This is a genomic window from Aeromonas sp. JL9 (genome assembly GCF_024436075.1).
GTDB lineage: Bacteria > Pseudomonadota > Gammaproteobacteria > Enterobacterales > Aeromonadaceae > Aeromonas > Aeromonas veronii.
Window position 1 is genome coordinate 1 of sequence record NZ_JANFNV010000025.1, and the last position, 17,006, is coordinate 17,006.

At 58.5% G+C, this 17,006-nt stretch carries 13 protein-coding genes and 1 other annotated feature; of the genes, 5 read left to right on the plus strand and 8 right to left on the minus strand.

Going from position 1 to position 17,006, the window contains the following annotated elements; translation table 11 throughout:
• Nucleotides 1-29: 29 nt before the first annotated feature.
• From dsr1 to NOM06_RS15945, 8 genes are all read right to left on the minus strand, one after another.
• Nucleotides 30-3,719, minus strand: coding sequence for an anti-phage defense-associated sirtuin Dsr1 (gene dsr1 / locus NOM06_RS15910; protein WP_255912297.1), 3,690 nt, complete (start codon nucleotides 3,717-3,719; stop codon nucleotides 30-32).
• Between the two features lie 153 nt (nucleotides 3,720-3,872).
• A complete protein-coding gene (gene rnd, locus NOM06_RS15915) occupies nucleotides 3,873-4,985 on the minus strand; it encodes a ribonuclease D (protein ID WP_255912299.1) in 1,113 nt (370 codons plus the stop codon).
• A 108-nt stretch (nucleotides 4,986-5,093) separates the two neighbouring features.
• On the minus strand, nucleotides 5,094-6,770 hold the full coding sequence (fadD, locus tag NOM06_RS15920; protein ID WP_085942148.1) for a long-chain-fatty-acid--CoA ligase FadD: 1,677 nt from the start codon (nucleotides 6,768-6,770) through the stop codon (nucleotides 5,094-5,096).
• A gap of 198 nt (nucleotides 6,771-6,968) precedes the next feature.
• Complete coding sequence (locus NOM06_RS15925; RefSeq protein WP_255912301.1) at nucleotides 6,969-7,847, minus strand: alpha/beta fold hydrolase; 879 nt, start codon at nucleotides 7,845-7,847, stop codon at nucleotides 6,969-6,971.
• An 8-nt stretch (nucleotides 7,848-7,855) separates the two neighbouring features.
• On the minus strand, nucleotides 7,856-8,371 hold the full coding sequence (locus tag NOM06_RS15930) for a Slp family lipoprotein (protein ID WP_255912341.1): 516 nt from the start codon (nucleotides 8,369-8,371) through the stop codon (nucleotides 7,856-7,858).
• Nucleotides 8,372-8,490: 119 nt separating this feature from the next.
• Nucleotides 8,491-9,192 (minus strand): tRNA (adenosine(37)-N6)-threonylcarbamoyltransferase complex dimerization subunit type 1 TsaB, encoded by a 702-nt coding sequence (gene tsaB / locus NOM06_RS15935; protein ID WP_162517663.1) that lies wholly within the window; start codon nucleotides 9,190-9,192, stop codon nucleotides 8,491-8,493.
• A 90-nt stretch (nucleotides 9,193-9,282) separates the two neighbouring features.
• The gene (locus tag NOM06_RS15940; RefSeq protein WP_255912303.1) at nucleotides 9,283-11,202 is read right to left on the minus strand and encodes an ATP-dependent DNA helicase; all 1,920 of its coding nucleotides are present in this window, start codon (nucleotides 11,200-11,202) and stop codon (nucleotides 9,283-9,285) included.
• 67 nt (nucleotides 11,203-11,269) lie between these two features.
• Entirely contained in the window at nucleotides 11,270-11,515 is a 246-nt protein-coding gene (locus tag NOM06_RS15945) for a hypothetical protein (RefSeq protein ID WP_005352171.1), read from the minus strand.
• A 187-nt stretch (nucleotides 11,516-11,702) separates the two neighbouring features.
• Nucleotides 11,703-11,827: a sequence feature (His leader region), on the plus strand.
• A 28-nt stretch (nucleotides 11,828-11,855) separates the two neighbouring features.
• Between NOM06_RS15945 and hisG the strand changes: the two genes are divergently transcribed.
• From hisG to hisH, 5 genes are all read left to right on the plus strand, one after another.
• The gene (hisG, locus tag NOM06_RS15950) at nucleotides 11,856-12,752 is read left to right on the plus strand and encodes an ATP phosphoribosyltransferase (RefSeq protein WP_255912304.1); all 897 of its coding nucleotides are present in this window, start codon (nucleotides 11,856-11,858) and stop codon (nucleotides 12,750-12,752) included.
• Between the two features lie 12 nt (nucleotides 12,753-12,764).
• Nucleotides 12,765-14,090: a histidinol dehydrogenase gene (gene hisD / locus NOM06_RS15955; RefSeq protein WP_255912305.1), complete on the plus strand. Its 1,326-nt coding sequence runs from the start codon at nucleotides 12,765-12,767 to the stop codon at nucleotides 14,088-14,090.
• On the plus strand, nucleotides 14,087-15,157 hold the full coding sequence (hisC, locus tag NOM06_RS15960; protein WP_255912306.1) for a histidinol-phosphate transaminase: 1,071 nt from the start codon (nucleotides 14,087-14,089) through the stop codon (nucleotides 15,155-15,157). Before hisD ends, hisC begins: the two co-directional genes overlap by 4 nt.
• 15 nt (nucleotides 15,158-15,172) lie before the next feature.
• Complete coding sequence (gene hisB / locus NOM06_RS15965; RefSeq protein WP_255912307.1) at nucleotides 15,173-16,297, plus strand: bifunctional histidinol-phosphatase/imidazoleglycerol-phosphate dehydratase HisB; 1,125 nt, start codon at nucleotides 15,173-15,175, stop codon at nucleotides 16,295-16,297.
• 82 nt (nucleotides 16,298-16,379) lie between these two features.
• Nucleotides 16,380-17,003 carry an imidazole glycerol phosphate synthase subunit HisH gene (gene hisH / locus NOM06_RS15970; RefSeq protein WP_255912308.1) on the plus strand — a complete coding sequence of 208 codons (624 nt, stop codon included), beginning with the start codon at nucleotides 16,380-16,382 and terminating at the stop codon, nucleotides 17,001-17,003.
• The last annotated feature ends 3 nt before the right edge of the window (nucleotides 17,004-17,006 follow it).

A 17,006-nucleotide genomic window follows, 5' to 3' on the forward strand; every position in this document is an offset into this window, starting at 1 on the left:
TGACGTGAGCGCGTTAAGGATCAGGGTGTTCACGTTGGCCGGAATGGCTGTTCAACTTCGCCGGAATACGCATCAGGCTGTTGCTGGCACAATCCTGAATGATATAGCGCACTCACCACCCGATCAGGTGAATGCAGCGGCAATAACCAATCCTGCACCTTCGCCAGCACAGCTGTAAACTCCCCTCCCGCCGCAATAGCCATACGGCTCAGTTCTAACGCCACCTCTGACGTCGCCCCGGTTTTATCTTTAGGCCATATATGCTGCCAAAAGGGCAGCCCATAACGCTGCCAATAGATCTCTCGCTGCTCCCCTGCGCTATCAATGGCTAGGTAAAGCTTCTGTGCCACTAGGTGTAATTCTTCAGGTGGCAGCTGCGCGATCGCCGCTCGCATCTCTGCCTCTTGGTACTCTTCCGGTCTATCTAATGCGACATCGGTTAGGCAAGCCGCATATTGCAGGCGGCAAGCGCCAAGTTTGTAATAGTGAGTGGCACCCGCCAGAAACGGCGCTTTAATAGCAATCAGTAACGAAGGATGCAAACGTGGGGAGTGCAGAAAACCTTGCCACAATGCGCCCGCTTCTGGGGATCGTTCCCAATCAAACAGCGGCAATAGCCAGTGCTCAGTCCAAGAACGATCGATATGAAACAAGGTGGCCAAATAAGCGCCGAGTATCACTCGGCCATGGCGAAATGGCCCAGAGGTGGACTCGCATATCTCGGTGAACAGGGACCGAATATCACTGGGCAGCAGCCCATCATCTGCTGGCTGTCGCCTCAGCCACACGTGGTACACGCACTCTGTGATGCGTCCAATCGGTTCATCGATCGCCTCGCTCAGCGCATCATCATGCTCCCCAACATCTGGGCTAAACTCCTTCACCTGGCTCGACTGCGGACCAAGGCGAATGATCCGCGCGCAAAGGGTTAGCAAAATCGCTTCGTGAGGACGACTCTTCTTGGTTGCTTTCACAACGAAAAATATCCAGTGACTCAGAGCCTCAATGATCTCTTTCACGACATCATCGGGCATCTGTCTAATCAGTCGGGCCACATATCGCCAAGAGCGGGTAGCCATTGCACGTTCATGCCAACTCGCCAATGCTTGCGACCAACGCTCCGTTGGCCATTGCCCCTCTCTGGCAAGTGCCAATAACGCGCAAAAACTCAACGAGAACCGCTGGCGGCAGAGTTCGCGCCAATTATCACCATGGCTCTGATACGCATCATGTTTAGACGTGGGCTGTTGCAGCCATGACATCAGTTGACGACGTCGATTGGGCGCTTGTTCGCTATGTCTGCCATACAACCTGTCAGAAACTGGAACGTTATTTAGCCAGTGAGGGAACTCTTCATATTGATTATCCGCACATCGCCATGTGGGATGTTGCGCAGCTAACTCATTCAAGCGAGCTTGCGCCGCCAGACCCAAAACAAGTCCTGCGTGGTGTAACTTGGCTAAACGCAACCACCTTGCCTCTGACTCATTATCTGGCCCATTTGGCTGTGTGGATAGATCTGCGGGACCAGCCAATATCGCCGACTCCAACCTTGCTTGCGCGTCGGCATAATCTGCCAGCCTCACCCCCTGTTTTGCCAGCAGCCGACATACTTCACGCCTTAGCTCCTCTGACCATAACCAGCGCCCATTATCTGCCAACAACCACCCGACCCAAACTGTGGGCACAATCGTGCCCTCGTGGCTGGCGGCAAATAACGCAAGGCGTTTGAACACAGGATAAGGCATCGCAAACCACGCTTGCGCAATACCAGCTGCCCGCAAAGGATCTGCGGTTAGAACACCTAACCATGCGTCCCGTAGTAGTTCGATGAGGGTCGCCCACTCGTACAGCCCGTGATTTTGCGGATGCGCAGCAATGGAGGGCAGCGCAAACTCGGAACGAGCATAGTATTCATCAGCCTCCCCGATTTCATGCAACAAATCCAAGGCATCCTGCAACAACCCTTGAAACTCATCGAGCAGCTGCGGCAGCGCCGCTACCCAGCGCTCATTGGCAACATGGTGTAAGAGCGAACTAACCTGCTCGGTCGCCAGCGCCAACTCGCTATTAAGGAATCGCTTTAAGCGCTTTGGCATGTCAGCATGCTCACGCTGATCCATAAAGGTTGGGGGTTGCCTCACCATCAGCGTGGGCGCCAACAGTTGGCGCAGCCTCAAACGCTGGGTGGCCGTCGGTGGCTCAAAAGTCAATTGATCAATCCAGTGGGTCAAGGTGCGTTCTACCACTGGTGATACTGAAGAGGATGTTAACCGCCCCGCGAGCAACAACTGCCACAAAGTACGCATCATGGGCCGTGGGATAGCCTTGGGGGAATCTTTGCGAATGAGCGCTAACGCCGACTCGCTCCCCTCTCGATCCAACCTAGCCAAGTAATCTAACTGCCACTCAATCTGCTGCTGCCACGTGCCATGGAGCGGCCCCCCTTGCTCGATAATCCACAGCAATAAGTCGGGATCATCGAGATAGCGAACTAGCCAGCTTGCCAACTGGAACATCAGCTTATCCCACTGTCCTTGATCGTGATGGCTGCATGCTAACTGCATCTTGGCAGCAAGCTGATAGGGCGCTGGGCGGCTAAGCAGGCTAAAGGGCGCGATATGATTTGTCATTTGATGGGGCGTGGCCTGCCCCCCGAAGCGGGAAAGATCTGCATGGCCAAAACAGGGCTCAGCCAAAGCGGGTAGCCATGCCAATGAAGGTGCTGGCGTAAACTCAGCAAAGCGTTTGGCCGGTAATCCCGAGGGGTCAGATAACGCCCAGCGCATTCGCCCGGCAAAGTCGTTCTGTGGCGAGCTGTCGTTGGGCTGCTGATCGGCATAACGAGCAACGATCTGTTCCTTGCCCATAACCCCATCGCTATATATTGATGCCCATTCATGCAAAGTCTGATGCAAATTGTGATGATCTTTTGCATCGTTATACATAATGGGAACGACGTGTTTTTCTTGCCATTTTTGCTTCGTGCTCTCCAATTCACCGTCTTTATAAGATGCAAAAGCAAAAACCTGCTGCTTACCATCCAATGCATGGGCCGCCGTCATATATCTCAGTACAGGGTCGTCAATGCTGTAACCCACAAAACAGAGTGTGTAATCTCTGAATAGGCCAGCGACAAACCGAGCTGCCCAACCTTCAGTAAGATATGCCTGTCCAAAATCGCCATCAGACAAGATCAGCTGATCAAGGTCTTCTTCTGAGGCTGAATCTGGCATACGTCCGTGCAAATGCACCACTCCATTCCAACGGGATCGGGAGGGTGGGGCCTGATGAATGGTTATCGGGGATTTCCCCGCCTTTTCAAACAAGGTATCGAAGTTAGTGGTAACGAGTTTCAGGTTATCTTTTTTATCCTTGCCAAGAGTCAGCAAAGCAAGATGAGTAGTGAGAGCTCGTGGCTTTGATAAATCAGCAGTCAGGCAGGATGGTAAACCACGACGTACCGCAGCTCTCCCGCCTTGAATGCGCTTCTCAAAATGTCCGATTGCGCGATCAAGCCCGCCCTGTGTGACCATTTCTTGCTCAGACTTATCTAATGGCTCACCTGCATACTTTGACATCCTAATAACGAGCTCTCTGAATCCAGGCAAATCCGCTGGATAGGAAATGCCCGCCCCACAAAAAAACAACACACGTCCCTCTTCATGGGCATGCAGCAGCTCGTTAGGGATATCTGGGCCATTGGGGATAAATTGCATTTTCCTGTTTCCTATCCAGTAGATACGGTGGCTTGACTGGAATATGGTACCGCAATACCCCCCTCGATCGGCGAACCCATTTCTAGCTTTCGTCCAATAAAAAATCCCCACCCGAGGGTGAGGATTGATTTATAGGTGCAACCGTCTGGTGGCTTATTGTGCCAGCAGGTGACCTACCAGCTCATAACGCCACCCTTGCAGCAGCATCGGCTTGTCGCTGCGGGCCCGCTCTTCGTCGTTCATCCGCCAGCTCCAAGTGAAGTACTGGTGAATGATCTTCTTGCTGGCAATCAGCTCGGGCGGAATATTGCTCGCCTTGGCCTTCTCTTCCACCATGGCTTTGATGCGTTTGAGCTCGGCCTTGTACTGGGGGAAGTCCACCAGCCGGCGAATGGGCTCGGGCCAGCTGTCAGGATCGCTCTGCTGCGCCTTGGCGACGATATCGAGCATCCGCTTGCCGTGGATCTTGATTTCGATGGGCGAGAGGCCGAGCTCGTTGAGATCCCGCAGGGAGGCAGGACGACGCTCCGCCACCTTGAACAGGTGCAGCTCTTTCACCACAAAATTGAGGGCCAGATCCCGGCGCACCGCCTCTTGCTGGCGCCAGGCGGCCAGCTCGCGCAGAATGGCGAGCTCGCGGCGACCCAGTTGCCAGGCGTTGACGATGTCAAGATAAGCCTGACGGGGATCGCTACCCTGGGTCTTGCGGGCAGAGTGGTTCTGGCACTCCTGCTCGAACCAGGCAAACTTGCCGCTTTCCCGCAGTTTGGCCATCACTTTCTCGTAGAGCGGCATCAGGTAGAAGACATCCGCCGCCGCGTATTCGAGCTGACGCGGTGTAAGCGGGCGGGCCAGCCAATCGGTGCGCGCTTGGTCTTTTTCCAGCTCGACCCCAAGGAATTCGTTCACCAGCGCACCAAAGCCGACCGAGACGCCGTAACCGAGAAAGGCGGTAGCAAGCTGGGTGTCGTGCATCTGGTTGGGCAGGTGGCCCGCCTGATGCTGGATAAGCTCCAGATCTTCGCCAGAGGCGTGCAGGATGGCGATCTGCCCTTCCCTGCCCAGTCGTTGCCAGAGGGCGGAGAGATCCAGCGTCAGCGGATCCAGCAGCGCCAGATGCTCGCCGTCATAGATCTGGAACAGGCCAAGCTGGGGGTAGTAGGTACGGGTGCGAACGAATTCAGTATCGATAGCCAGGGGAACGTCGGCCAGAGAAGCGAGATACTGCTCAAGTTCGTCTTGCTGAGTGATAAGTTGATAGTGCATCTGTGCCTGCGCGGTTGATCAGGGCCAAAAAGAAAAAACCGTGGGATGACCCACGGTTTTGCATAACGACGGCGCTGGTTTGCAGAAGATTCTGCAGCCGCAGTCCGGTTATTGCTTGGCAATCTCCTCGTCGCGCAGTACGCGGCGCAGGATCTTGCCCACATTGGTCTTGGGAAGTTCGTCACGAAATTCTACCAGTTTCGGCACCTTATAGGCAGTCAGATGTTTGCGGCAGTGGGCAATAATCTCGTCCTCCTGCAATTTTGCATCTTTCTTGACCACAAAGATCTTCACCAGCTCGCCGGAGACCTTGTGCGGCACACCGACGGCGGCCACTTCCAGCACTTTCGGGTGCAGGGCAACGACATCTTCGATCTCGTTCGGATAGACGTTGAAACCGGAGACCAGGATCATGTCCTTCTTGCGGTCAACGATCTTGAAGAAGCCCTGTTCGTCGCACACCGCGATATCACCGGTACAGAGCCAGCCATCCTGCATCACTTCGGCGGTCGCCTCGGGGCGCTGCCAGTAGCCCACCATCACCTGCGGGCCGCGAACCTGCATTTCGCCGGGGGTGCCGAGAGCGTGGATCACCTGACCGTTGTCATCCACCAGACGGATCTCGGTAGAGCAGACCGGCAGACCGATGGAGCCGTTGTAATCGGTCAGATCGTAGGGGCAGACACTCACCAGTGGCGAACACTCGGTCAGGCCATAGCCTTCCAGCAGCGGGGTATCGGTCAGTGTCTTCCACTTCTCCGCAACCGCGCGCTGCACTGCCATGCCGCCGCCGATGGTGAGCTTGAGCTTGTCAAAGGCGATCCCCTGAAACTCTTCATTGTTGACCAGCGCATTGAACAGGGTGTTGACCCCGGTAATACAGGTGAAGGGATACTTCTTGATCTCTTTGACAAAACCCGGGATATCGCGCGGGTTGCTGATCAGCAGGTTGTAACCACCGATACGCATAAAGAGCAGGCAGTTCACGGTCAGGGCAAAGACGTGGTAGAGCGGCAGCGCGGTGACCACGAACTCCTTGCCACGCTCCAGCATGGGGCCGTAGACGCCGAGGCACTGCTCGACGTTGGCTATCATGTTGCGATGGGTCAGCATGGCCCCTTTGGAGAGGCCGGTGGTGCCACCGGTGTACTGCAGGAAGGCGAGATCGTCGTTGGTGATCTCCGGCTTGATGTACTGCAGGAAACGCCCCTTGGAGAGGGCCTGACGCATGGTGGTGGCGTGGGGCAGATTGTATTTCGGCACCAGCTTCTTGACGTATTTCACCACGAAGTTGACCAGGGTGCCCTTGGCCAGCCCCAGGTTATCCCCCATCCGGGTCAGAATAACGTGCTTGATCGGGGTGTCGTAGACCACTTTTTCCAGGGTATGGGCGAAGTTGGAGACGATGACGATGGCTTTGGCACCGGAATCTTTGAGCTGATGCTCCAGCTCGCGCGGGGTATAGAGCGGGTTGACGTTGACCACGATCATGCCGGCGCGCAGAATGCCGAACACGGCGATGGGGTATTGCAGCAGGTTAGGCATCATCACCGCAACCCGATCCCCTTTCTCCAGCTTCAGCTCGTTTTGCAGGTAGGCAGCAAAGGCGCGGGACTGCTCTTCCAGACGGCGGTAGGTGATGGTTTGGCCCATGTTGACGAAGGCGGGCTGATCGGCAAACTGGGTCACCGAGGATTCGAACATCTCGACCAGGGAGCTGTATTGGTCTGGATTGATCTCGGCGGGGACCCCTTCCGGATAACGTTTCAGCCAGACTTTTTCCACAAACTTCTCCTGCATAACTAGCACCTGTGCGCTCACTGTGTTGCCTCCGTCCCGGTTCACATCCATTTTAATCGGTTGTTTTAAGCTGATGCTCTAATGCCGCTCATATTTACACAGCGCAACATCAATTAACAGCAAATTAACAACAGAAAAATGTGAGGGAGAAAACAAACCTGGAATTATTGAAAGCTGGCGATTCTACCGAACTTGACAAAACTTTACGATACAAACGGCCGTATCAACCGAATTTTCCATATGAAAATGATGGTTTCCACCCAATATGACCCGTTCGATCTGCTGGAAGGCATCCTGACGGGACTGCCATTGGGCTTCAAGCGCAACAAATCCCTGCTCCCCCTGAATCAACAGCACCGGACAACGGATAGCCGCCATCAATGCCCGAGCTTGTCCTTCGCTCATTCTCAGGGGTGAAAGATCCCGCAAACGGGGGTCGCTGCGCCAGTACCAGCGCCCTGCCCGCTCTTCAAGCTGCCGTTCACAGATAAGGCGCGCCGCCTGCGGCGTGATATCCGCCACTTTGCAACGGGCGGCGACAGCTTCATCGATGGAAGCAAAGCCGTTAGCACTGCGCTCCCGGGTGCGACTGCGGTTTAAAATCGCACGTCGCAGCTGGGCAGGTACCTCCTCATCGGGCTGACTGAGCGGGCCCAGCCCCTCCAGCATGATCAACCGCTCCACCTGTTCGGGAAACACCCCGGCATAGGCCGAGGCGATCAACGCCCCGAGGGAGTGACCGAGCAGAGTGAAGCGTGACCAGCCCACCGCCTGCACGATCTGGTAGAGATCGTCCAGCCAGTCGACAAAAACATAAGGGGTGGTCTTGTGATCGGAGTGACCGTGCCCCGGCAGATCGACACAGATGAGGTGAAAATCTCCCAGATGCGGCGCCAGCGGCAAGAAGCTGGCACCGTTGTCGAGCCAGCCGTGCAGGGCAATCAGCAGGGGTTTGCCCTGCTGAGCCTGATCCGCGAGTTGATTCTCAAGCAGGGCCACCTGCCGACCATCTGCCAAGGTGAGCAGACGTTCGTGCAGAGTGCTTTTGATGCTCTTGATCATGGCAAGCCTTAGCGACGCAGCGGCCGTCTCGGCCAGAAGGGATCATAGAAGGGGTCATAGAAGTAGGGGTCCATATAGCGTACCTCCACCTCTTTGACTGGCGGCCACAGCTTGCTGCCCGTCACATTGAGCACAGAGAAGCGGTACTTGTGCTCGCCAATCTGGCTATCAACCGGTTTGCCTATGGTGCCAAGCACAGTCAGGCTGCGCCCCTTGGCATAGAGGGTCGGGTCGACAAAGCCCTTCATGATGGCCAGAAAACGGCCCGGGCTCTGCTCGGTCTGCTCCGGCACGCCGTTGGACTTGAGCGGCAAATAGACCACTTCAATGACGCTCTGATCCGCCTTGTTGTGCACCGCCGAGATAACGCCGCTCCAGCGGGCCGGTTTGCCCTCCATCCCGCCAAGGGCGGGCTGATAGGCCACCAGCTGGTTTTCTGGCTCATAGGCCAGCTCTTTAGGAACCGAGCTGCAGGCCCCGAGCAGCAGGGCCAGCGCCCCGACCGCCATAGTGCGTTTCATCATGTCGCTTCTGCTATTACGCATCATGTCACTCTCCTGTTGCCGGCGTGGCCCGTAGGGGCCACCCGCTTATATTGCAGCTGATGAGCGGCAAGAGCGACATGACGTCAGTGCTCCTGCCCTTATTCGCGACCCGGCAGTTTTTTCCAGGTCACCTTGTCACGCAAATAGACCGGCGTTGCTTGTTCAACCGGTACCGCCTCCCCCGCCAGCCAGGCGGCGCGGGCCAGCGGCAGCATGTCCTCTGCCGCCGGGAAGCGCACCTGACTCTCCGCCAGCTCATCGGCCAGACCACTCAGGGTCTCGCCATAGGTTTCAAAACCGGTGCCGACGCAGGTCACAGGGCCCGCCAGCTTGCCACGGACGTCAACCAGTGCCGCGGGCTCGCTCACCACCTCGTCCCCCACCAGCTGCATGCGGCCATCAATCAGCTCATAGCGGCCGAAATAGACCTCGTTCATCCGCGCATCGATGGCGGTCAGCACCTGCTGGGCGCCATCCAGTCGATAGGCGCCTTGCGCCATGGCGGCCAGGGTCGAGATGCCAATCAGCGGCACACCCGCACCAAACGCCAGACCTTGCGCCACACTGATACCGATCCGCACGCCAGTAAAGGAGCCCGGGCCGCGACCGAACGCGATGGCATCGAGGTCACTCAAACTTATCCCGGCATCCTCTAACACAGCCTGAACCATGGGAAGGATTTTTCGGGTGTGATCCCGTGGCGCCTCCTCCCAGCGGGAGAACAGCTTGTCACCCACCAGCAGGGCGGCGGAGCAGGCTTCGGTGGCGGTATCAACTGCCAGGATCTTCAACTCGTTCATGCTTTCCAATCTCTATAAAATCAGTCAATTACATAACCGGCAAGCGAGATACGCTCACCCGTTGTTCAAATCTGTTAGCTGGCGGCACACTTATTCACCGCGTTCAGTGCGATCGAAAAAACGCCCCAGCGTTCCCAACTCCCGGGTACGGGGGATGGCGGGCAGACTCTTGATAAAGGTGGCGCCGTAAGGTTTGTTGACCATTCGTGGATCACAGATCACCAGCACCCCGTGATCACTGCGATCACGAATAAGCCGTCCCACCCCCTGTTTGAGGGCAATCACCGCCTTGGGCAACTGCAGCTCGGCGAAGGGATCCCCCCCCTTGAGTTTGCAATCATCCACCCGCGCCTTAAGCAGCGGATCATCAGGGCTGGCAAACGGCAGTTTGTCGATGATAACACACGACAACGCCGCCCCTCGCACGTCGATCCCCTCCCAGAAGCTGCTGGTTGCCACCAGCACGGCGCGGCCATTCTCGACAAACTCCTTGAGCAACCGTTGTTTGTTGTCCTCCCCCTGCAACAAGACGGTGCGGCCAATCTCCCGGCGCAGCACCTCGGCCACCTGACGCATCACCTGATGACTGGTACAGAGGAAGAAACAGCCCCCCGGCGTCTTGTTGATGAGGGGGATCATCAGATTGGCCAGCTGCTCGCCACGGCCAAAGGCGTTGGGCTCCGGCAGATAGCGGGGCACACAGAGCCGCGCCTGCTCGCCATAGTCGAACGGACTGTCGAGGATCAGCTCGGCGCTGCCCGCCAGCCCCAGCTCGGCCTTGAAGTGATCAAACCGCATATCCACCGTCAGGGTAGCGGAGGTGAAGACCCAGGCCACTTCCGGTCTTTGCACCTCGGCACTGAATCGCTCGGCCACCGAGAGCGGCGTCAGATTGAGGGTGAAATGAAGCCGCGAGCAGTCGTACCAGTAGGAGAAACCGGTCTGGTTGACCGCCAGCACTTCACCCAAGCGGGTGCGCAGTTCACTGATGCGCTCGAAGGCGTGATCCAGCTGTTCACCCCGCCCCAGCGCCAGCTTCAGCACTTCATAGCAGAGCCCGATGGCATCGTTAAGACGAGCCAGTGCCTGCCCCCAGAGCGGCTGGCGCAGCATGTCGCGGGTATTACCGCGACCGCCATCCACCCCGAAGGCCAGACGCAGATCCTGACTGGCGATAGCGAGCCGGTCCGCCGCCTTGCCGAGCTGGGCCATGTCGTGGGCCTCGGCCCGATAGGCCAGCTGGATATCCTGCGCAAGATCCTGAATCGTTCGGCTGCCTACCGACTTGCCGAAGTAGTTGGTGGCGATCTCCGGCAGCTGGTGCGCCTCGTCAAACACATAGACTTGCGCCTCCGGCACCAACTCACCAAATCCGGTGTCTTTCACCGCCATATCGGCGAAGAAGAGGTGATGATTGATCACCACCACCTGGGCATCCATGGCGCGGCGTCGAGCCACCACCAGATGGCAATCGTCGTAATAGGGGCAGTCGCGACCGAGGCAGTTGTCGTTGGTGCTGGTGACGTGGGCGAGGATCTCGGCGTTCTCCTGCAATCCCGGAATATCTCCCACATCGCCGTTATCGGTAGCGGTGGACCAGGATTTGACCTTCACCAGATCGTTCAGGATTTCAGGCTTTTGCAGATGGGATTCGCTCAAGAGCCGGTTCATACGCTCGATGCAGAGATAGTTGCTGCGCCCCTTGAGCAGGGCCACCGGCGGGGTGTAGGAGAGCGCCCCTGTGATGGTCGGGAGATCCCGATAGAAGAGCTGCTCCTGCAGGTTCTTGGAGCCGGTGCTGATCACCACCCGCTTGCCGGATTCCAGCGCAGGAACCAGATAGGCATAGGTCTTGCCGGTACCGGTTCCTGCCTCCACCAGCAGACGGCCACCACTCTTGATGGCGCGCGCGACCGCTTCGGCCATCTCCAGTTGGGGAGCGCGGGCTTTGAAACCGTCGATATGGCTGGCCAGAGGGCCATCTGGCTTGAACAGGGTCTGGATGGTCAAAAGGGCGTCCCGCAGCAAAAGCGGCCATTATGCCAAAAGCGCGGCAAAAGCGGGACAGATAATCTGCCTAGACGAACAGATCGATCTGATGCTCGGGGTCCGGCTTGTGATCGTCCTCCTCCGCCTTGGGCTGATCACGCTTGGCGGGCGTGCTATACGCCTGCTGGCGCTGCTGGGAGTCACTGTTGTCAGTGCTGGTCTTGCGCAGCTGGTGCTTTTTGCTGATCTGATTCACTTCCCGCTTGATCTCTTCGCTGCCGGGCGCGGCGGGTGCCCGGGGCAAAATGGGGAACAACAGGTCCTGGCTGGGCATGATGGCGACTCCTGCAGGGGTTATTGTCTAGTTATCGACCAGAAAACCGTTTTCGCCACTTTAATCGATCAAATCACAATTTCGGGTTGCATTTTCTGTCAAGGCAGGTAGTTTAAATCAGGCGTCAATTACGACATCTTATTTTGTAAAGGATTGATTACATGAAGTTCACCACCCTGAAGACTCATCACCACCATCATCATCCCGACTAGTCTTTCAGGAGGTTGACTGCTGGAAGACACTTAACTGGTGACTTCCAAAAGGACCGCAAGATTCATAAACCCTCGGAAGCACCCACTTCCGAGGGTTTTTTCGTTTTTGACTAGAAGGAAATCGAGCAATGGAAACACAACGTCTTCGTATCGCCATGCAAAAGTCCGGTCGTCTGAGCCAGGACTCCCAAGCCCTGTTCAAGAGCTGTGGCCTCAAGATCAACCTGCGCGAGCAGCGCCTTATCGCCCATGTCGAGAACATGCCCATCGATATCCTGCGGGTGCGTGATGACGACATCCCGGGGCTGGTGATGGAAGGAGTGGTCGACCTTGGCATCATCGGCGAGAACGTGCTGGAAGAGGTGCAGCTTATTCGTGCCTCACAGGGACTGCCCTTCGAGGTCAAAACCCTCAAGCAGCTGGACTTCGGTGGCTGCCGCCTCTCGCTGGCGGTGCCGGAAGATGTGACCTACACAGGGCCAGAGTGCCTGGCCGGCAAGCGCATCGCCACCTCCTACCCCGGGCTGCTCAAGCGCTTCTTTGACGAAAAAGGGCTCAATTTCAAGAGCGTGATGCTGGGCGGCTCGGTGGAAGTGGCACCCCGTGCGGGTCTGGCCGATGCCATCTGCGATCTGGTCTCCACCGGCGCGACCCTGGAAGCTAACGGCCTGAAAGAGGTAGAGGTGATCTACCGCTCCAAGGCGGTACTGGTACAGGCCCCCAACCCCTTGTCCGATGCCAAGCAGCAGCTCATCGACAAACTGCTGCCCCGCATTCAGGGGATGCAGCAGGCCCGCGAGAGCAAGTACATCATGCTGCACGCCCCCAAAGACAAGCTCGATGCCATCACCGACCTGCTACCGGGTGCCGAACGTCCCACCATCATGCAGCTGGCCGGTGACACCAATCAGGTGGCCCTGCACGTCGTCTCCAGCGAGACCCTGTTCTGGGAGACCATGGAGCAGCTCAAGGCTCTGGGTGCCAGCTCCATTCTGGTGCTGCCCATCGAAAAAATGATGGAATAAGGAAGGGACATCATGCAGACCCTGATCTGGAAGACCCTCTCCCCTGCCCAGCAGGCCGACGTGCTGACTCGGCCCGCCCTCAATGACGAGGCCGATATTGGCGCCGTAGTGCGGGATATCATCGCCGCGGTGCGTAGCCGTGGCGATGAGGCCCTGCGCGAGCTGAGCCTGCGCTTCGAGCGCACCCCCCGTGAGCAGCTGCGCGTTAGCGAGGCTGAAATTGAAGCCGCCTGCGCGCGGCTGGATAACGACATCAAGAGCGCCATCGAAGCGGCCATTGCCAATATTCGCACCTTCCACGCCGCGCAAGTGCAGCCGGTGGTAAGAGTGGAAACCCAACCCGGGGTGGTGTGCGAGCTGCGTACCCAGCCCATCAGTCGGGTCGGCCTCTATGTGCCGGGGGGCAGCGCGCCGCTTCCCTCCACCGTGATGATGCTGGCCATTCCGGCTGCTATCGCCGGTTGCCGTGAAGTGGTGCTCTGCACCCCGTCCCCCGCCAGCGACGAGATCCTGTTTGCCGCCCGCGCCTGCGGCGTCGAGAAGGTGTTCGCCATCGGCGGCGCCCAGGCCATCGCGGCGATGGCTTACGGCACCGAAAGCATTCCCAAAGTGGACAAGATCTTCGGCCCGGGCAACGCCTATGTGACCGAAGCCAAAGGGCAGGTATCCCGCGACTGGCGCGGCGCCGCCATCGACATGCCCGCTGGCCCCTCCGAGGTGCTGGTGATTGCCGACGAGAGCGCCAACTCGGCCTTCGTGGCAGCGGATCTGCTCTCCCAGGCCGAGCATGGCCCCGACAGCCAAGTAGTGCTGGTGACCACCTCGCCGCTGCTGGCCGATGCCATCGCAGGGGAAATCAAGAGCCAGCTGGCCAAGTTGAGCCGCCGCGATATCGCCGCCCAGGCGCTCGGCAGCAGTCTGGTGATCCTCTGTGACGATCTGGCCGAGGCGTGTGCCATCTCTAACGCCTATGCGCCGGAGCACCTGATTGTGCAGACCCGCGCCCCACGCGAGCTGCTGGACCAGCTTGAGAATGCTGGCTCCATCTTTCTCGGAGCATGGACACCGGAATCGGTCGGCGATTACGCCAGCGGCACCAACCACACCCTGCCCACCTATGGCTATGCCCGCACCTGCTCGAGCCTGGGCCTCGCCGATTATCAGCGCCGCTACACGGTGCAGGAGCTGAGCGCCGAAGGTATTCGCGGCCTTGGCCCCATTGTCGAGCGCATCGCCCAGGCCGAGGGGCTCGATGGCCACAAAAATGCCGTGACGCTGAGATTGAACGCCCTGGCCGCCGCACCCCAACCAACAGCACAGCAGAAGGATTTGTCATGAGCATTGCCAATCTGGCGCGCCGCGTGGTGCGGGCCCTCACCCCCTATCAATCCGCTCGCCGCATCGGCGGCAAGGGCCACGTCTGGCTCAACGCCAATGAGGCGCCACAGGCCTATCCCTTTACCATCGAGGGGAGCCGCCTCAACCGCTACCCCGAGTGCCAACCGGCCGAGGTGGTGAACGGCTATGCCGCCTACGCCGGGGTCAATCCCGATCAGGTGCTGGTGAGCCGCGGCGCCGATGAGGCCATCGAGCTGCTTATTCGCACCTTCTGCGAAGCGGGTGAAGATCAGATCCTCATCTGCCCGCCCACCTACGGCATGTACGCCATCAGCGCCGAGACCTGTGGCGTCGGCATCGTCGAGCAGCCGCTGACCGCCAGCCGCCAGCCCGACTGGCCTGCCATCGCTGATCGCCTCAGTGACGTGAAGCTGGTGTTTCTCTGCTCCCCCAACAACCCCACCGGGGATCTGGTGGGGCGCGATGGACTTATTGCCCTGCTGGAGAAGGCGCGGGATCGCGCCATCGTGGTGGTGGACGAAGCCTATATCGAGTTCTGCCCGGAAGCGTCCGTGGTGGACCTGCTGGCCCGCTTCCCCAATCTGGTGGTGACCCGCACCCTCTCCAAAGCCTTTGCTCTGGCGGGGATCCGCTGCGGCTTTACGCTGGCAAGCCCAGAGGTGATCGCCATGCTGGCCAAGGTGATCGCCCCCTATCCCATCCCCGAGCCTATCGCCCAGATCGCGGCGCAGGCCCTCTCCCCCATGGGGCTGGAGCTGATGCAAGAGCGAGTGATAGAGCTCAACAAACAAAAAGCCGCCTTCAAGGCAGAGCTGGCAACGCTTGCCTGCGTGAAGGAAGTATTTGAAGACAAGGGCAACTTCGTGCTGGTGCGCTTTGTTGATGGCGCCGCCGTCTTTGCTGCCATGAAGGCCGCCGGCATCATACTGCGGGATTTCTCGACCAAACCCGGCTTGGATAACAGCATTCGCGTCACCATCGGCTATCAGGGCGAGATGGATGCCGTGCTGGCGGTACTGCGTGATCTGCCCTCTCCCTCTCTTTAAAACAAGGATGTAGCGATGAAGACCCCGTTTTTGTTTATCGACCGCGACGGCACCCTGATTGAAGAGCCGGTGACCGACAAGCAGGTGGATAGCCTCGCCAAGCTGCGCTTCGAACCCATGGTCATTCCGGTACTGCGCGAGTTGCAGGCCGCCGGCTACGTGCTGGTGATGGTGACCAACCAGGATGGGCTGGGCACTGCCAGCCTGCCGCTGGAGAACTTCCAGCCCCCCCACGACCTGATGATGCACCTGTTTGAATCGCAAGGGGTGAAGTGGGAACAGGTGCTGATCTGCCCGCACTTCCCCACCGACGGTTGCAGCTGCCGCAAGCCCCACCTCGGGCTGGTGAAAGAGTACCTCGCCTCCGGTCGCATCGACTTTGCCAACTCCTTCGTGATTGGTGATCGCCTGACCGATCTGCAGCTGGCCGAGAACATGGGCATTGGCGGTATTCGCTACCACCCGCAGGATCACGACTGGCTCGCCATCCGTGATCAGCTGTTGTCCAAGGGGCGCGTAGCCTCGGTGGAGCGCTACACCAAGGAGACCCGCATTCAGGTTGCGGTGGATTTGGACCCTTCCGCAACAAACAAGAGCGGCGGCAACCAGATCGCCACCGGTATCGGCTTCTTTGATCACATGCTGGATCAGATTGCCACCCACGCCGGTTTCCAGCTCAAGCTGAACGTCAGCGGCGATCTGCATATCGACGATCACCACACGGTAGAGGATGTGGGGCTGGCCCTCGGTCAGGCGCTGCGTCAGGCCCTTGGCAACAAGCGCGGTATCGGCCGCTTCGGCTTCGTGCTGGCGATGGACGAGGTACAGGCGGTGATCGATGCGCGCCCACTGACCGAACAAGAGGTCAGCACAGCGCTGGATCTCAGCGGCCGCCCCTACTTCGTGTTTGACTGCCCGAGCGGCTTTGGCCGCGACAACGTGGGCGAGATGGCCACCGAGATGGTGCCCCACTTCTTCCGCTCCCTCTCGGACGCCATGGCCATCACCTTGCAGATGAAGGTGGGCAGCGGCAACACCCACCATCAGGTGGAGGCACTGTTCAAAGGCTTTGGCCGCGCCCTGCGTCAGGCCATTCGGGTGGAAGGGAGCGAGCTTCCCTCCAGCAAGGGAGTGCTGTGATGGATGTGAGCAAGCAGACACCGACCATCATCGACACCGTATTGATGGTGCGGATCTCGCCAATCGACATGGGTAAGGCACGATGAACAATCAAAAACTGGTCATTATCGACACCGGCTGTGCCAATCTGGCCTCGGTCAGAATGGCGTTCGAGCGCCTCGGCGTGCAGCCGCTAGTCTCAAGCCAGGTCGCCGATATCGAGCAGGCGGACAAGCTGATCCTGCCCGGTGTCGGCACCGCGGTGGCCGCCATGAAAAACCTCAACGAGCGCGGACTAGTGCCCCTTATTCGCGCCGCCAAGCAGCCGCTGCTGGGCTTTTGCCTCGGTATGCAGATGCTGGCTGAGGCCTCCGAAGAGAACATGGGTACGGATGACTCGTCAGAGCAGCTTATCGACTGCCTTGGCATAGTGCCGGGCAAGATCCGGCTGATGGAGGTCGGTAATCTGCGGCTGCCCCATATGGGCTGGAACCAGATTGAGCATGACGAGACCCATCCCCTGCTCAAGGGGATCCCGAGCGGCAGTTACTTCTACTTCGTTCACTCCTATGCACTGGAAGTGACCGAAGCGACGCTGGCGACCTGCGACTACGGCAAGCCGTTTACCGCCATCGTCGGTCGTGACAACTTCTTCGGCGCCCAATTCCACCCGGAGCGCTCAGGCGCAGCCGGTGCCCGTTTGCTGCAAAATTTTCTGGAGCTGTGACTA